Annotated in this window: 15 protein-coding genes; 12 read left to right on the top strand and 3 right to left on the bottom strand. The window is 69.4% G+C overall.

All coding sequences use genetic code 11. The annotated features are described in order from the left end of the window. Positions 1-6 precede the first annotated feature (6 nt). The 5 genes from Bsp3421_RS28285 (at position 7) to Bsp3421_RS28265 (ending at position 3,917) form a co-directional block, all read left to right on the top strand. A complete protein-coding gene (locus Bsp3421_RS28285; RefSeq protein WP_273999326.1) occupies positions 7-960 on the top strand; it encodes an MlaD family protein in 954 nt (317 codons plus the stop codon). Between the two features lie 33 nt (positions 961-993). After that, positions 994-1,635 (top strand): ABC-type transport auxiliary lipoprotein family protein, encoded by a 642-nt coding sequence (locus Bsp3421_RS28280; protein ID WP_274004386.1) that lies wholly within the window; start codon positions 994-996, stop codon positions 1,633-1,635. 25 nt (positions 1,636-1,660) lie between these two features. Next, the gene (locus Bsp3421_RS28275) at positions 1,661-2,803 is read left to right on the top strand and encodes a VanZ family protein (protein ID WP_273999325.1); all 1,143 of its coding nucleotides are present in this window, start codon (positions 1,661-1,663) and stop codon (positions 2,801-2,803) included. Positions 2,804-2,902: 99 nt separating this feature from the next. Continuing rightward, on the top strand, positions 2,903-3,220 hold the full coding sequence (locus Bsp3421_RS28270; protein WP_273999324.1) for a (2Fe-2S) ferredoxin domain-containing protein: 318 nt from the start codon (positions 2,903-2,905) through the stop codon (positions 3,218-3,220). A gap of 52 nt (positions 3,221-3,272) precedes the next feature. Further along, the gene (locus tag Bsp3421_RS28265) at positions 3,273-3,917 is read left to right on the top strand and encodes an alpha/beta hydrolase (RefSeq protein ID WP_273999323.1); all 645 of its coding nucleotides are present in this window, start codon (positions 3,273-3,275) and stop codon (positions 3,915-3,917) included. 34 nt (positions 3,918-3,951) lie between these two features. On the opposite strand, the gene Bsp3421_RS28260 is transcribed toward Bsp3421_RS28265, so the two are convergent. Then, a complete protein-coding gene (locus Bsp3421_RS28260; protein WP_273999322.1) occupies positions 3,952-5,667 on the bottom strand; it encodes a hypothetical protein in 1,716 nt (571 codons plus the stop codon). A 503-nt stretch (positions 5,668-6,170) separates the two neighbouring features. On the opposite strand from Bsp3421_RS28260, the gene Bsp3421_RS28255 reads away from it, so the two are divergent. From Bsp3421_RS28255 to Bsp3421_RS28245, 3 genes are read left to right on the top strand one after another with little or no spacing between them, the layout of a single operon-like run. Next, positions 6,171-7,481, top strand: a complete 1,311-nt coding sequence (locus Bsp3421_RS28255) for a D-alanyl-D-alanine carboxypeptidase family protein (protein ID WP_273999321.1) — start codon at positions 6,171-6,173, stop codon at positions 7,479-7,481. 45 nt (positions 7,482-7,526) lie between these two features. Further along, entirely contained in the window at positions 7,527-8,438 is a 912-nt protein-coding gene (locus Bsp3421_RS28250; RefSeq protein ID WP_273999320.1) for a D-amino acid aminotransferase, read from the top strand. A 21-nt stretch (positions 8,439-8,459) separates the two neighbouring features. After that, on the top strand, positions 8,460-8,768 hold the full coding sequence (locus Bsp3421_RS28245) for an HP0495 family protein (protein ID WP_273999319.1): 309 nt from the start codon (positions 8,460-8,462) through the stop codon (positions 8,766-8,768). 9 nt (positions 8,769-8,777) lie between these two features. Here the strand turns inward: Bsp3421_RS28245 and Bsp3421_RS28240 are convergent, their stop codons facing one another. After that, positions 8,778-9,728: a transcriptional regulator GcvA gene (locus Bsp3421_RS28240; protein ID WP_273999318.1), complete on the bottom strand. Its 951-nt coding sequence runs from the start codon at positions 9,726-9,728 to the stop codon at positions 8,778-8,780. Between the two features lie 101 nt (positions 9,729-9,829). Here Bsp3421_RS28240 and Bsp3421_RS28235 point away from each other — a divergent pair, with 101 nt between their 5' ends. From Bsp3421_RS28235 to lipA, 3 genes are all read left to right on the top strand, one after another. Continuing rightward, positions 9,830-10,156, top strand: a complete 327-nt coding sequence (locus Bsp3421_RS28235; protein WP_273999317.1) for a DUF2917 domain-containing protein — start codon at positions 9,830-9,832, stop codon at positions 10,154-10,156. An 82-nt stretch (positions 10,157-10,238) separates the two neighbouring features. Further along, a complete protein-coding gene (gene lipB, locus Bsp3421_RS28230; protein WP_273999316.1) occupies positions 10,239-10,958 on the top strand; it encodes a lipoyl(octanoyl) transferase LipB in 720 nt (239 codons plus the stop codon). Next, positions 10,951-11,937 (top strand): lipoyl synthase, encoded by a 987-nt coding sequence (gene lipA / locus Bsp3421_RS28225; protein WP_273999315.1) that lies wholly within the window; start codon positions 10,951-10,953, stop codon positions 11,935-11,937. The genes lipB and lipA overlap by 8 nt, the downstream gene beginning before the upstream one ends. Here the strand turns inward: lipA and Bsp3421_RS28220 are convergent. Continuing rightward, positions 11,858-13,189, bottom strand: a complete 1,332-nt coding sequence (locus tag Bsp3421_RS28220) for an MFS transporter (protein ID WP_273999314.1) — start codon at positions 13,187-13,189, stop codon at positions 11,858-11,860. The two genes, lipA and Bsp3421_RS28220, sit on opposite strands and share 80 nt — an antisense overlap. 118 nt (positions 13,190-13,307) lie before the next feature. On the opposite strand from Bsp3421_RS28220, the gene Bsp3421_RS28215 reads away from it, so the two are divergent. Next, complete coding sequence (locus Bsp3421_RS28215) at positions 13,308-14,189, top strand: LysR family transcriptional regulator (RefSeq protein WP_273999313.1); 882 nt, start codon at positions 13,308-13,310, stop codon at positions 14,187-14,189. The last annotated feature ends 61 nt before the right edge of the window (positions 14,190-14,250 follow it).

Genomic DNA, 14,250 nt, shown 5'->3' with positions numbered 1-14,250 from the left:
TCCCGAATGGAAAACAAGTCACATGCGTTCTGGGCCGGGCTGTTCACGATCGGGTTGCTGTCCGCGATCGTGGGCGCGGTGTTCTGGTTCAACGTCGACCGCACCGTGCGGATCCCTTATGACCTGGTCGCGCGCACCAATGTCACCGGGTTGTTCCCGGACGCGGCGGTGCGCTATCGCGGGCTCGACGTCGGCAAGGTGCAGTCGATCAACTTCGATCGGGCGCACCCGGGCGAGATCGTGATCCGGATCCTGGTCGACAAGGACGCGCCGATCACGCGCTCGACCTTCGGCAGCCTGGGTTTCCAGGGCGTGACGGGCATCGCGTTCGTGCAGCTCGACGACACGGGCGGCGACGTGTCGCCGCTGCCGACCTCGACCAAGTCGGTCGCGCAGATCCCGATGCACCCGAGCCTGTTCGACCAGATCCAGCAGCGCGGCGACGAGCTGCTGCGGCAGATGGAAGTGGCGGCGAAGAGCGTCAACGCGATGCTTTCCGACGACATGCGCGCGCAGCTGCGCGCGACCGCGGCGAGCATGCAGCAGGCGGCGGACGGCGTGACCACCCTGACCCGGCAGCTCGGGCCGGCGGTCGCGCAGATGCCGGAGACGGTCACGCAGGTCAACCGCACGCTCGCGTCGGCGAATGCGCTCGTCGCGCCGGGCGGCCCGCTCGCGGCGAATCTCGACCGCGCCGGCAAGGCCGCCGAGCAGGCGGGCGCGGCGTTGTCGACGATGGACCAGACGCTGGCCGACCTGAACGCCCGGGTCCACTACGACACGCTGCCGCGCTTCAACACGCTGGCGACGAACGTGAGCGACGCGTCGCGCACGCTGAAGGACGTCGCGGGCGAGGTCGGGCGCAATCCGCGCAGCCTGCTGTTCGGCGCGCCGGGCGCGGCGCCGGGGCCGGGCGAGGCGGGCTTCGCCTGGCCGCAGGGCGCGGCCGCCGGGCAGTGAGCGGCGGTGGGAAACAGAACCTTGTCTTTTGAAATGCAGGAACACGTCATGTCACCTTTTCCTCGCCGTCCGGCTCGCCCGGGCGCCGCGCTGCTCGCGGCGCTGACGCTGACGCTCGCGCTCGCGGGCTGCGCCGGTACGCCGGCCGCGCTGAGCAACATCCGCTACGACTTCGGCCCGGCGACGCCGGCCGCGTCGGCGGGCAGCGGGCCCGCGCTCAAGGTGCTCGACGTGACGGCGCCCGACGTGCTCGATTCGGACAAGCTCAACTACCGGCTCGCGTATGCGGACGCGCAGCGCCTCGCGTCCTACCGCGACAGCCGTTGGACCGCGCCGCCCGCGCAGTTGCTGACGCAGCGCCTGCGCGGCGCGCTGGCGCTGCGCGGCACGGTGCTGGAGGGCGCGGACGGCGTGCGCGCGCCGGTGCTCAAGGTCGAGCTCGACGAATTCGAGCAGGTGTTCGACGGCCGCTCGGAAAGCCATGCGGCGGTGACCGCGCGCGCGACGCTGACGCGCGACGGCAAGGTGCTGAGCCAGCGCACGTTCGTCTCGCGCGCGCCGTCGAGCACGCCCGATGCGGCGGGCGGCGCGCGCGCGCTGGCGACCGCGAGCGACGAGCTGGTCGCGCAGCTGGTGGCCTGGCTCGGCGTGCAGACCTACGCGGCCGCGCCGTGACGGGCGCGGCGGCTGCGCGGTCCGGATGAAGCCCGGCGCGGGCCGCCGTTCGACGCTCGCGCGGCAGGCGCTCGCCGTGTACGCGGCGCTGATCGTCTATGCGTCGCTGTCGCCGTTCTCCGGATGGCGCTCGCTCGGCGTGGGGCCGTTCGACTACGTGCTCGCGCCGATGCCGCGCTACGTGACGACGTTCGACGTCGTCACCAATATCCTCGGTTACCTGCCGTTCGGCGCGCTCGCGGTGCTGTCGCTGTATCCGCGCTGGCGCGGCGCGCGCGCCGTGCTCGCGGCGGGCCTCCTCGGCGTGCTGCTGTCGGCGGCGATGGAGGCGCTGCAAACCTACTTGCCCGCGCGCGTATCGTCCAACCTCGACCTGGCGGCCAATGCGGGCGGCGCGCTCGCGGGGGCGCTGCTCGCCGCGCCGGCGGCGGGCGCGCTGATCGAGCGCGGCCTGCTGCGGCGGGTGCGCGACGCGTGGTTCGACGCGGAGGCGTCGACGCCTTTGTTCATCGCGGCGCTGTGGCCGTTCGCGGTGTTGTTTCCCTCTCCCTGGCTGTACGGGCTCGGCGACTGGCCGGCGGCGCTGTGGGCGCGCACGGATGCGTCGATGCGCGGCGCGCTGCTCGATTGGCTGCCGCCCGCCTGGCAGGTGGCGCGCTGGCCGGAGCGGCTCGACGGCTGGCTCGGCGCGTCGGGCTGGGATGCGCTGGTGGCGGGACTGGGACTTGCCGGGGCGCTGCTGCTCGCGTCGCTCGCGATGCGTCCGGACGCGCCGCGCGTGCGGCTGCTGGCCGGCTACGCGGCGCTGGCGCTGGGCTTGAAGGCGGCGGCGGCGTATCTGCAGGCGCGCGGCGGCTTGCGCTTCGAATGGGCCGCGCCCGGCGCGTGGCTGGGGATGGGGTCGGCGCTCGCGGTGGCGTGGCTCGCGCTGCCGCTCGGGCGGCCGGCGCGGGTCGGGCTCGCGACGCTCGCGCTGGCGGCGGCGGTGGCGCTGGTGAACCTGCTGCCGGTGGATCCGTTTTTCGAATACACGCTGTCCGACTGGCGGCAGGGCCGCTATGTGCATTTCAACGGGATCGCGCACTGGCTCGCGTGGAGCTGGCCCTATGCGGCGCTCCTGTGGCTCGCGACGCAGATCGAGCGCGGCTGGCTCGGGCGGCGCGGCTAGCGTCAGCGGGCGGGCGAGCGGCTCGCTATAATCGGGCGTTCCCGAATTCCAACCATTCCCACTCTACCGGCGCCGACGTCGCGCCCGATCGCCCACATCATGGATGCCTACTACCAACACCACGTCTTTTTCTGCCTGAACCAGCGCGAGGCGGGCGCGGAACGCCCGAGCTGCGCGAACTGCGATGCGCAGACGATGCAGGAATACGCGAAGAAACGCGTGAAGGAGCTGGGGCTCGCCGGCGCCGGCAAGGTGCGCATCAACAAGGCGGGTTGTCTCGACCGTTGCGAGGAAGGGCCGGTGATGGTCGTGTATCCGGAAGGGACGTGGTACACGTATGTCGACAAGAACGATATCGACGAGATCGTCGAGTCGCACCTGCGCGACGGTCAGGTGGTGGAGCGGCTCCGGATCTGAGCGCGGGTCGCGGGTTTCGAGTGGTGGAGTGTGAAGTGAACGAGACAGCAGCATGAACGTACATACGCAGAAGTCCCTGATTGCCGGCCCGGTCGGCGAGATCGAGATCGCCGTGGACCTGCCCGACGCCGTGCGCGAAAACGGCGAGGCGCCGCGCGGCATCGCGCTCGTCGCGCATCCGCATCCGTTGTTCGGCGGGACCATGGACAACAAGGTCGCGCAGACGCTGGCGCGCACGCTCGTGCAGCTCGGGTACGTGGTCTATCGATCGAATTTCCGCGGGGTCGGGGCGACGCAGGGAGCGCATGACAACGGCGTCGGCGAAGCGGACGACCTGCTTGCCGTGATCGCGCACATGCGCGCGCAGGGCGCGTATGCGCAGATGCCGCTCGTGCTGGCCGGGTTTTCGTTCGGAACCTTCGTGCTGTCGCATGTCGCCGAGCGGCTGCGCGGGGCCGGGCAGGCCGTCGAGCGCATGGTGTTCGTCGGGACGGCGGCCAGCCGGTGGCAGGTCGCGAACGTGCCCGAGGATACCGTCGTCATTCACGGCGAGGTCGACGAGACGGTGCCGATCTCGGCCGTTTATGACTGGGCGCGGCCGCAGGAATTGCCCGTGGTCGTCATTCCCGGCGCGGAGCATTTCTTTCACCGCAAGCTGCATGTGCTGAAGCGGATCATCGTGGCGGCGTGGCGCTAGGTCCGCCTCGCGCCGCCGCCCCGATGCGCGCGACTCAGGACCCGGCCGGGGGCGCGTCGTCCTGCACGGAATCGGCCCGTTTGCGCGCCGTCCGGGTCAGATCGGACTGAGTCAGGTCGCCGCCGAAGTGATCGACCAGTTTCTGTGAAAGACGCGTGTCGTCGCTGTTGGCATATTGCCCCGGAAACAGCGGGCCAACCTTGTAATCCTGGTCCTCGAAGCGGGTGACGACGAACTTGGGCGTGTGGTCGGGGTTTGCCGCGACGGCTTCGGTCGCGACGGTGTCCCGGTTGACCTCGGTGGTTTCGCATACGTCGCAGGGCGGCTTGGTGCCCGCCACGTAAAGATCGATGGGCTTCGTCGACGCCATTTTCCGCTGCTCGGGCGTGAGGGGCGGCGCGGTGGCGTCGGGCTCCTCGAGCTCGTGGAACTGCCGCCTGGCCTCCGTTTCCAGCGCGGGCTGATTGCGCTGGACGTGCTCGATGATGCGCTGTTCGGCGTGCTGCATGATGCGCGTGGAATCGGTCGCCCGTCCCGGCGCCATCATGATCTTGCCGTCAGCCTCGCTGCTGCGCAGGGCGTCCCGCAACTGCGTCAGCAGATGCTTGACGCGATTGCGCTGGACCGCGCTCAGGTTCAGGCCGTGCGACGGATCGGTCGACGCGCCGGAGGACGTGGACGCGTTGATCTCGGCTTCCGCGCGGTCGAGATGCGCCTTGAATTTATCGGGTTCGTTGACGAAGGCGAGCAGTTTATTCAGGTGGCGCTCCTCCTGCTGGCTGATGCGCGCGTTTTCCTGCAGCTTGGGCAGTTGGACGGCATGGGCGTCTTCCCGAAGCTTGGCCCCCGTCACGTCCCGGAGTTCCTTGGTCAACGTCGCCACGAGCGCCGTCCGGTCCGCGCCGGGCGCCGTATATTTTTCCGCGAGATTCTCTATCTGGCTGCGTTGCGTCGCCGCAGCCGTGCGGAATTGCGCCAGGCCGTTTGTCAGTGCTGCGGTATCGGCGGCGGGCGCGCGAATCTGGGTGAGGAGGTGGTGGGTGGCGGCTTCGTCGTGGGGCTGCCATTTCAACGTTTCAAGCTGCCCCATGTGGGTGTCCAGGTTCTGGTTGGAGAACCCGTTCTGATTGGCGAACAGATCGTGAAGCGCCCGGCCGGACTGCTCCGCGTCGGTGCGGAGCGCCGTGACATCCGCCGCGAGCGAGATTTTCTCGTCGGCGGTCCGTCCATATTTTTCAGCCAGCCCGTTGAGTTCTCCGTCGGCATGGGCATGGGCGGCATGGGCCGCCGCGCCGTGGCCGACGCAGTTCGTCACGAGCTGGGACGTTTCTTCGGCTTTCGTCCTGGTTGCGTTGACGATCTGCGTGCGGTCCGCTTCGTTGTTGATGATCTTGTGCAGTTGCGCCTTGAGCAAGGTGTCCGCGTCCGAGGCCGCATTGGTTCCCAGGTACACCGTGCCGTTGAGCACCGACGCCTGGACTTCCGGGGTGGTTCTCCTGGGAGTCGCCTGTTTCGCGGCCAGCAAGGCGGTCGTCGCGGTCCAGCGCAGCGCCTGGGGCACGCGCGCCTGGCCCTGGTAGCGCGTCAGCGAATCAAGCATGTGCGCCGTGCCCGCGGGCGGATTGCGCTGCGCGACCTTGGCGTTGTCGACCGGATGCTTGCCGTCGGAACGGTTGGCGTTGGGCTGGAAATCCGCCGGCATGTACCGATCGATCTGGACGGCGTTGTGGGCGGTGGGGGATTTGAGCATCGCGAATCGTTCCTTGTCTGGAAGAAATCCCGACAGGATGCAGCGGCGAGGCGCGCGCAGGTCGCCGCACGCGAACCGCCGGCCGCCCAGGCGAAGCCAATGCGGCGCGGCGCCGATGTGCGCCGGGCGTTTCGCCCGGCAGCCGGATCGGCCGGGCCGAACCTCGGCCCCTTCGTTTCGATGCGCAATAATCTCGGCCGATGTTGACCGATACGCGTCGCGACGCGTATCGGCCTGCTTGCCGGCGCCGCCGCACGCCCGGGTTCGCCTCGCAACCCCACGTATAATGCCCAGGTTCCAAGCGCCGCCCGGCTGGTCCGGCCGGATCCGCCGCCCGGTCCGCGGCCCGCGCGCCTCCCGTGCGCCCAGCCCGCGAACCGATCGTCCCGCGATCTGTCCAACCGGCGCGTTTCGCCCGCTCCGCCTCCCGCGAACGCCGAAACGCCCGCCGCCCGGCTCTCAACCGCGCACCCCGTGCGCTGCACTTTCTGCCTGAATCGACCATGCGTTTGTCTTCCTTCGGCCTCACGTCCCTCGCCTCCACCACCACCCTCGCGCTCGCCGCCCGCAATGTCGCCCTCGGCATCGCGCTGCCCGCCGCGCTCGTGTCGACGATCGCCGTCGCCGAAGCCAAGCCCGCCGCCAAGGCCAAGGCGCCCGCCGCGCCCGCCGCTGCCGAGCCGACCGGCGCGCCCGCGACCTTCATGCCCGGCGCCGTGCCCCCGCCCGGCGTCAACGCGCGCTCGTGGGTCCTCGTCGATGCGTCCAGCAATCAGATCCTCGCCTCCGGCAACGCCGACGAGCGCATCGAGCCGGCCTCGCTCACGAAGCTCATGACCGCCTATCTGGTGTTCGAGGCCCTCGACGCGAAGAAGATCTCGATGGAGCAGATCGTCACGCCGAGCGAGGCGGTCCGCCGCGTCGGCCGCGACGAATCGCGCATGTTCATCGAAGCCAACAAGCCGGTCTCGGTGCACGACCTCGTCTACGGGATGATCATCCAGTCCGGCAACGACGCGGCCATCGCGCTCGCCGAGCTGGTCGGCGGCAGCGAAGCCCAGTTCATCAACATGATGAACACCGAAGCCCAGCGCCTCGGCATGAAGAGCACCCGCTTCGCCGACGTGAACGGCATGCCCGATCCGCAGCACTACACGACGGCCAACGACCTCGCGACGCTCTCGACCCATCTGATCCGCGATTTCCCCGACTACTACAACATCTTCTCGGTCAAGGAATTCACGTACAACAAGATCAAGCAGCCGAACCGCAATCGCCTGCTCTGGATCGATCCGACCGTCGACGGCCTCAAGACCGGCCACACCCAGGCAGCCGGCTTCTGCCTGATCGCGTCCGCGAAGCGGCCGCTGCCGGGCGCGTCGGAAGGCAACCGCCGCCTCGTCACGGTGATGATGGGCGAGGTCAAGGAAAGCGACCGCGTCCAGGACAGCATGAAGATGCTGAACTACGGCTACAGCGCGTTCGACGCCGTGCGCCTCTACAAGGCCGGCCAGGCGATCGAAACCCCGCGCATCTACAAGGGCAAGAGCAACACGGTCCAGGTCGGCGTGCTGAAGGACCAGTCGATCACCGTGCCGAAGGGCATGGGCGACAAGGTCAAGCCGGAAGTCGATCTCAACGCCCCGCTGATCGCGCCGCTCGCGCAAGGCCAGCAGGTCGGGACGGTCAAGCTCGTCGCCGACGGCAAGACGCTCGCGCAATTCCCGATCGTCGCGCTCGAAGCCGTGCCGGAAGCCGGCCTCCTCGGCCGGATCTGGGATTCGATCCTGCTGATGTTCAGCAAAAAGAAGTAAGCTACGCGGAGTCTTCCTTCCGATCCCTTCTCGAGCCCAACCGTCATGAGCCAAGCTGATTTCGATCCGGTCGTTTACCTGAGCGTGTCGTCTCACGTGCAACGCGTGCCGCTGTCCGAGGCGCGCATTCCGGTCCTCGACCGCGGCTTCATCTTCGGCGACGGCATCTACGAGGTCGTGCCGGCCTACGCGCATGAAGGCGGCCGCGCGCCGTTCCGGATCGCGCAGCATCTCGCGCGCCTTGAACGCAGCCTCAAGAAGATCGGCATCGAGAATCCGCACGACGAGGCCGGCTGGCGCGCGCTCATCGACGCGTCGCTCGAAGCGAACGCCGCCGCGCTCGGCGAGGGCCGCCATGCGCTCGTCTACATCCAGGTGACGCGCGGCGTCGCGAAGCGCGGCCACGCGTTTCCGGCGGGCGCCGTGCCCACCGTGTTCATGATGGTCAGCCCGCTGAGCCTGCCGAGCGCCGAGGTGCGCGCGCGCGGCGTGCGCTGCGTGACCGCCGAGGATCGCCGCTGGCTCCATTGCGACATCAAGTCGACGTCGCTGCTCGGCAATGTGCTGATGGCCCAGCATGCGGTCGAGCACGATGCGTTCGAGACGATCCAGCTGCGCGACGGCCACGTCACCGAATGCTCGTCGGCCAACGTCTGGATCGTGAAGAACGGCGAGCTGCTCGCGCCGCCGCGCAGCAACAAGATCCTCGAAGGGATCCGCTACGCGCTCGTCGAGGAGCTCGCGAACGCATGCGGCATCCCGTTCGTCTCGCGCGACATCAACGAGGCCGAGCTGCGCGCGGCCGACGAGATCATGATCACGTCGGCCACCAAGGAAATCCTGCCCGTGACGCTGCTCGACGATCTGCCCGTGCAGGGCGGCACGCCCGGGCCCGTCTACGCGGCGCTGTACGAGGCCTATCAGCGCGCGAAGACGCGCGAGCTGGAACCTGTCTGACCTTTTTGCCGGAGTATCACCATGACCGAACCCACCAAGACCGTCGAAATGACCGGCGCGATCGAGGCGCGCAAGGACTCGCTGCTGGAGTTCCCGTGCGACTTCCCGATCAAGATCATGGGCAAGGCGCATCCCGAGTTCAAGGACACGATCTTCAAGGTCGTGAGCGTGCACGACAACGAAATCGACCTCGAGAAGATCGAGGAGCGCGTGTCGAGCGGCGGCAACTACACGGGCCTCACGATCACCGTGCGGGCCACGAGCCAGGCGCAGCTCGACACCATCTATCGCGCGCTCACCGGCCATCCGATGGTCAAGGTCGTGCTCTGATCCTGCGCGTCATACCTGCCGGCGCGCGGCGGCGTCCGCCGCGCGCCGCGCCTCCAGTCCCGCGCACTCCAGCTTGAAGCGCGCGATCTCCTCCAGCAGCCAACGCCGGAACGCCTGTACCCGCGCGGTGCGCAGCATCGGCTCCGGGCACACGAGGAAGTAGTGCCACGGGCTCGGCCCATCGATATCGAACAAGCGCACGATCCGTCCGAGCGCCAGCTCGTGGATCGCCAGCGAGCGCCGCACGAGCGCGATGCCCTGGCCGTCGATCGCCGCCTGCAGCAGGTTCGATGAATCCTGGTACAGCACGCCGCGGCGCGGTTCGGTCAGCGTATCGAGGCCCGCCGCGTCGAACCACGGCCGCCACAGCTCGTCGTTCGAGCGCAGCAGCGCGTAGCGCGGCAGGTCCGCGGGCGTGCGCGGCAGCACGCCGCCGTTCAGGGTCGGCGCGCAGACCGGGAAAAACGCCTCCTCGAGCAAGGGCTCCACGTACAGCCCCGGATAGTCGCCGGTGCCGAAGCGGATCACCGCGTCGACGTCGTCGCGCGAGAAATCGGTGAGCACGTTGGTCGACTGCAATTCGAGATCGATTTCCGGATGCCGTTCAATGAAGGGGCCGATCCGCGGCGTCAGCCAGCGCGCGGCGAACGACGACAGCATCGACACCACGAGGCGCCGCTCGCGATCGCTCGCGCGCACGTCGCGGGTCGCGTCGGCGAGCATGATCAGCGCGGTGCGCACCTGCTGCGCATAGCGGCTGCCCGCCTCGGTCAGCTGCAGGCGCCTGCCGTGACGCAGGAACAGCGGCGTGCCCAGGTCCGACTCCAGCGCGCGCACCTGATGGCTCACCGCGCCGTGCGTGACGAACAGCTCGTCCGCCGCGCGCGAGAAACTGCCGTGGCGCGCGGCCGCCTCGAATACCCGGAGCGCATTCAGCGCAGGCAGCTGGCGTAAGTCCATTTGCTAATTTTTCTCACAAGGCGGTGAAAATAGATCGTTTGGTGCAAGTCGTTGATCCATATACGATTGGAGCCATTGAAGCAGATTTGTCGGAGACTGTCATGAGAGAGATTTCCTCAAGCATTACCTTCGAAATCCAGGCCGGCGAGACGATTCCGCTGCGGGTCGCGCGCAGCACCCGGCTGAGCGTGCAGGGCGGGGTGGTGTGGGCCACGCGCAGCGACGATGTCGACGATTACTTCCTGGTGGCGGGCGAGGGCCTGAAGCTGCGCCGCGGCGAGCGCCTGTGGCTCAGCAGCGACGGCCGGGCAAGCGCCTGCGTCGCGTTCTCGGTGGCGCTGCCGGTGCGGCAGGCGGCCGTGTCGGGCGTGAAGCGCGCGCTCGCGCGCGTCGCCGGCTGGTTCGGCGACGACTGGCGCACGGTCTGACTCCATCGGCCGCCGCGGCGGCCGGTGATTCGTCCCCTTCATAGGCCGGCGGCGCGGGTGGGATTTCGGTAAACTATCGCCCATGTCTGCCTCGCCGGTCGTTCCCCCTCCCTCCGTTTCCGCCCCGCCGCCCGTCACGGTCCGCTGGCTCGGCGTCGAGCCCTACCCGGTCAGTTTCGATGCGATGCGCGCGTTCACCGAGGCGCGCACGGCGGACAGCGGCGACGAAATCTGGGTGGTCGAGCATCCGCCCGTCTACACGCTCGGCCAGGCGGGCGACCCCGCCCACCTGCTGGTGGCCGACAGCGGCGTGCCGCTCGTCAAGGTCGACCGGGGGGGGCAGATCACCTATCACGGCCCCGGCCAGATCGTCGTCTACCTGCTGCTCGACTTGCGGCGGCGCAAGCTGATGGTGCGCACGCTCGTCACCCGGATCGAGGATGCCGTGCTGGAAACCCTCGCGGCGTATAATCTCGCGTCGGTTCGCAAGGCGGGCGCGCCCGGGATCTATGTGGCATCCGGCCCTCACGAGGGCGCCAAGATCGCGGCGCTGGGCCTCAAGATCCGCAACGGCTGCAGCTATCACGGCCTGAGCCTCAACGTGAAGATGGACCTCCGGCCGTTCCTCGCGATCAACCCCTGTGGTTACGCGGGGCTCGAAACGGTCGACATGGCGAGCGTGGGCGCGACGGCCGGCTGGGACGAGGTCGCCCGCACGCTGGTGGCCCGTCTGATCGCCAACCTCGACGGCGCAACCGCGGCCGCCGTATTGCCGCAGGCACTGGAACAATCGAATGACTGACCTTATCGCTACCTCCGCATCGGCCGATCCGGCCGCCGCCTACGATCCGACCGCCAAGCAGAAGGCGCAGGCGAAGACGGCGCGCATCCCGATCAAGATCATCCCGATCGAGAAGCTGAAGAAGCCGGAGTGGATCCGCGTGAAGGCGGCCACCGGCAGTTCGCGCTTCAACGAGATCAAGACGATCCTGCGCGAGCACAACCTGCATACGGTGTGCGAGGAAGCGAGCTGCCCGAACATCGGCGAGTGCTTCGGCAAGGGGACGGCGACCTTCATGATCATGGGCGACAAGTGCACGCGCCGCTGCCCGTTCTGCGACGTCGGCCACGGCCGCCCCGATCCGCTCGACGTCGAGGAGCCGAAGAACCTCGCGCGCACGATCGGCGCGCTCAGGCTCAAGTACGTGGTGATCACGAGCGTCGACCGCGACGACCTGCGCGACGGCGGCGCGGGCCATTTCGTCGAGTGCATCCGGCAGGTGCGCGAGCACTCGCCCGAGACCCGAATCGAGATCCTCACGCCGGATTTCCGCGGCCGTCTCGATCGCGCGCTGCAGATCCTCAACGCCGCGCCGCCCGACGTGATGAACCACAATCTCGAAACGGTGCCGCGCCTTTACAAGGAAGCGCGCCCCGGTTCGGACTACGCGCACTCGCTCAAGCTGCTCAAGGATTTCAAGGCGCTGCACCCGGACGTCGCGACCAAGTCGGGGCTGATGGTCGGTCTCGGCGAGACGCCGGAGGAAATCCTCCAGGTGATGCGCGACCTGCGCGAGCACGACGTCGACATGCTGACGATCGGCCAGTACCTGCAGCCGTCCGAGCATCACCTGCCGGTGCGCGAGTACGTGCACCCGGACACCTTCAAGATGTACGAGGAAGAGGCGTACAAGATGGGCTTCACGCACGCGGCGGTCGGTGCGATGGTGCGTTCGAGCTATCACGCGGATCTGCAGGCGCACGGCGCCGGCGTGGTGTAAGCCGCGCGCAGCGTTTCCGTTGCGCCGCACCGAGAAAGGCCCGCAGCGATGCGGGCTTTTTGCATGGCCGCGCGCCGAACAGCGCCGCTGCGCCCGCGACCCCGGCACACACGGCGATCGCCATCGCCAGCACCCCCTGACCCGTCCCGAATCCCGCGCTCACGCCGAACGCGGCGAGCGATGCGCCGCCGATCTGGCAGCAGCCGACGAGGCCCGACGCGATCGCGGGCCGCCCGTGCCGGGCGCCGATCGCGGCCGGCACCGCGAGCGACAGCGACGACCCGTTCGCCACGCTGACGAGCAGCATCGGCAGCACCAGCGCGGCGACCTGCGCGACCCCGAGCGCGGCGCAGACGACGAACGCCGCGCCGCCGAGCGCGAAGCTCGCGAGGCCGAGCGCGACGATCGCGTCGTAGGGCAGGCGGCCGAGCAGCCGCTTCGCGGCGAGGTTGGCGGCGATGATGCCGCCCGTGAGCGGCAGGTACAGCCAGCCGGCGGTGGTCGGCGCGACGCCGAGCCGTACGAACAGGAACGGCGACTGGGTGAGGTAGATGAACCATGCGGCGTAGATCGCGCACACGACCAGCGTGTAGCGGATGAAGTCGCGGTCGGTGAGCACTGCGACGAAGCCGGCGCGCGCGCGGGGCGTGTCGACGCCCTGCGTATCGACGCCCGACGTATCGACGCCCGATGCGTCGCGACGGGTTTCCGGCAGATAAACGAGCGTGAGCAGCAGCGCGAGCGCACCGAACGCGGCGACGAAGACGAAGTCGGCCCGCCAGCCGAACCGCTGCGCGAGATGCGCGCCGAGCGCGGGCGCGAGCGCCGGCGACAGGGATACGAGCGGATACACGATGCCGTACACGCGGGCGGCCGCCTGCGTGTCGCAGGTGTCCGCGATGATGGTGCGGCCGAGTACGAGCCCGGCCGCCGCGCCGAGCGCTTCGAGCGCGCGCCAGGCGAGAAACGGCATGAAGCCGGCGGCGCTCGCGCAGCCGAGCGAGCCGGCGATGTACAGCAGGATGCCGGCGATCAGCACGGGCTTGCGGCCCCAGCGGTCGGCCAGCGGCCCGTAGCCGAGTTGCGCGATCGCGAGCGCGAGCAGGTAGACGGACACGGTCTGCGGCATCCGCCAGTCGGCGACGCCGAACGCGACGGCCATCGCGGGCATGGCCGGCAGGTAGACGTCGGAGGCGAGCAGGCCGAACACGCTCAGCACGGCGACGACCAGGATCAGGGAGGGATGGAGCATGGCGGGAGCAGGGCGGAGTGAAAAGGTCTCGCATCGTAGGCGCGTCGTGCTCGTGTGAAAATGCATGGAAATGCACGAGGCACATGCAAAAACGCCTGAACGACGAGAAACGAAAGCGATGACGAACGGGAACTGGGACGACCTGCGGATCTTTCTCGCGATCTGCCGCGCGGGTTCGCTGTCGGGCGCGGGACGCACGCTCGGGATCGACCAGACGACGGTCGGGCGCCGCCTGGCCGCGCTCGAGGCGCGGCTCGGCGCGACCCTGTTCCTGCGCACGCGCGGCGGCGAGGCGCTGACCGACGCGGGCCGGCAGGCGCGCGACGCGGGCGCGGCGATGGAGCGCCTCGCGCTGTCGTTCGAGCGGCGCGCGGAGCAACTCGACGAACGGATCGCGGGCGAGGTGCGGGTCACCACCACCGATGCGCTCGCGGTCGATTTCGTGACGCCGGCGATCGCGTCGCTGCGCGAGGCCCACCCGGACGTGCGCGTGATCCTGACGACGACCCGGCGGCTTCTCGACCTGTCGCGCCGCGAGGCCGACATCGCGATCCGCACCGTGCGTCCGGCCCAGGGCGAACTGATCGTGCGCCGGCTCGCGCAGTGGGAGGTCGGGCTGTACGCGACGCGCGGCTACCTCGACGCGCGCGGCGCGCCGCGCGCGGGCGACGGGCTCGCGGGCCACGACATCGCGCTGTACCAGGCGGGCGTGACCGAGCGGCAGGACGGCACGCTCGTGGGCGAGTCGATCGCGCACGCCCGGGTGGCGGCCGAACTGGATTCGAGCCTGATGCTCGCGACTTTCGTGCGCGCGGGGCTGGCGCTCGGCGAACTGCCCGTCTATCTCGCGCGCCGCGATCCGGCGCTCGTGCGGGTCTGGCCGGAGGCGCGCCGGGCGGCCGACTACGAGGCGTGGCTGGTCCTGCATCGCGACCTGGCGCGCGCGGCGCGCGTGCGGGTGGTGGTCGACGCGCTCGCGGCGGCGTTCGCGCACGCGTGAGCGTCGCTGCGGCGCGGCTTTGCCGGCCCGATCGCGCGGCGCATCCAATCGAACAGGGAAA

The sequence above is a fragment of the Burkholderia sp. FERM BP-3421 genome (assembly GCF_028657905.1).
Taxonomy (GTDB): domain Bacteria; phylum Pseudomonadota; class Gammaproteobacteria; order Burkholderiales; family Burkholderiaceae; genus Burkholderia.
This window is presented reverse-complemented; position numbering and strand designations above follow the sequence as displayed.

Bases quoted from the DNA above. Each gene is read 5' to 3' on its own strand.
- Bsp3421_RS28285 (WP_273999326.1), top strand. From the start codon at position 7: ATGGAAAACAAGTCACATGCGTTCTGGGCCGGGCTGTTCACGATCGGG.
- Bsp3421_RS28280 (WP_274004386.1), top strand. From the start codon at position 994: ATGCAGGAACACGTCATGTCACCTTTTCCTCGCCGTCCGGCTCGCCCG.
- Bsp3421_RS28275 (WP_273999325.1), top strand. From the start codon at position 1,661: ATGAAGCCCGGCGCGGGCCGCCGTTCGACGCTCGCGCGGCAGGCGCTC.
- Bsp3421_RS28270 (WP_273999324.1), top strand. From the start codon at position 2,903: ATGGATGCCTACTACCAACACCACGTCTTTTTCTGCCTGAACCAGCGC.
- Bsp3421_RS28265 (WP_273999323.1), top strand. From the start codon at position 3,273: ATGAACGTACATACGCAGAAGTCCCTGATTGCCGGCCCGGTCGGCGAG.
- Bsp3421_RS28260 (WP_273999322.1), bottom strand. From the start codon at position 5,667: ATGCTCAAATCCCCCACCGCCCACAACGCCGTCCAGATCGATCGGTAC.
- Bsp3421_RS28255 (WP_273999321.1), top strand. From the start codon at position 6,171: ATGCGTTTGTCTTCCTTCGGCCTCACGTCCCTCGCCTCCACCACCACC.
- Bsp3421_RS28250 (WP_273999320.1), top strand. From the start codon at position 7,527: ATGAGCCAAGCTGATTTCGATCCGGTCGTTTACCTGAGCGTGTCGTCT.
- Bsp3421_RS28245 (WP_273999319.1), top strand. From the start codon at position 8,460: ATGACCGAACCCACCAAGACCGTCGAAATGACCGGCGCGATCGAGGCG.
- Bsp3421_RS28240 (WP_273999318.1), bottom strand. From the start codon at position 9,728: ATGGACTTACGCCAGCTGCCTGCGCTGAATGCGCTCCGGGTATTCGAG.
- Bsp3421_RS28235 (WP_273999317.1), top strand. From the start codon at position 9,830: ATGAGAGAGATTTCCTCAAGCATTACCTTCGAAATCCAGGCCGGCGAG.
- lipB (WP_273999316.1), top strand. From the start codon at position 10,239: ATGTCTGCCTCGCCGGTCGTTCCCCCTCCCTCCGTTTCCGCCCCGCCG.
- lipA (WP_273999315.1), top strand. From the start codon at position 10,951: ATGACTGACCTTATCGCTACCTCCGCATCGGCCGATCCGGCCGCCGCC.
- Bsp3421_RS28220 (WP_273999314.1), bottom strand. From the start codon at position 13,189: ATGCTCCATCCCTCCCTGATCCTGGTCGTCGCCGTGCTGAGCGTGTTC.
- Bsp3421_RS28215 (WP_273999313.1), top strand. From the start codon at position 13,308: ATGACGAACGGGAACTGGGACGACCTGCGGATCTTTCTCGCGATCTGC.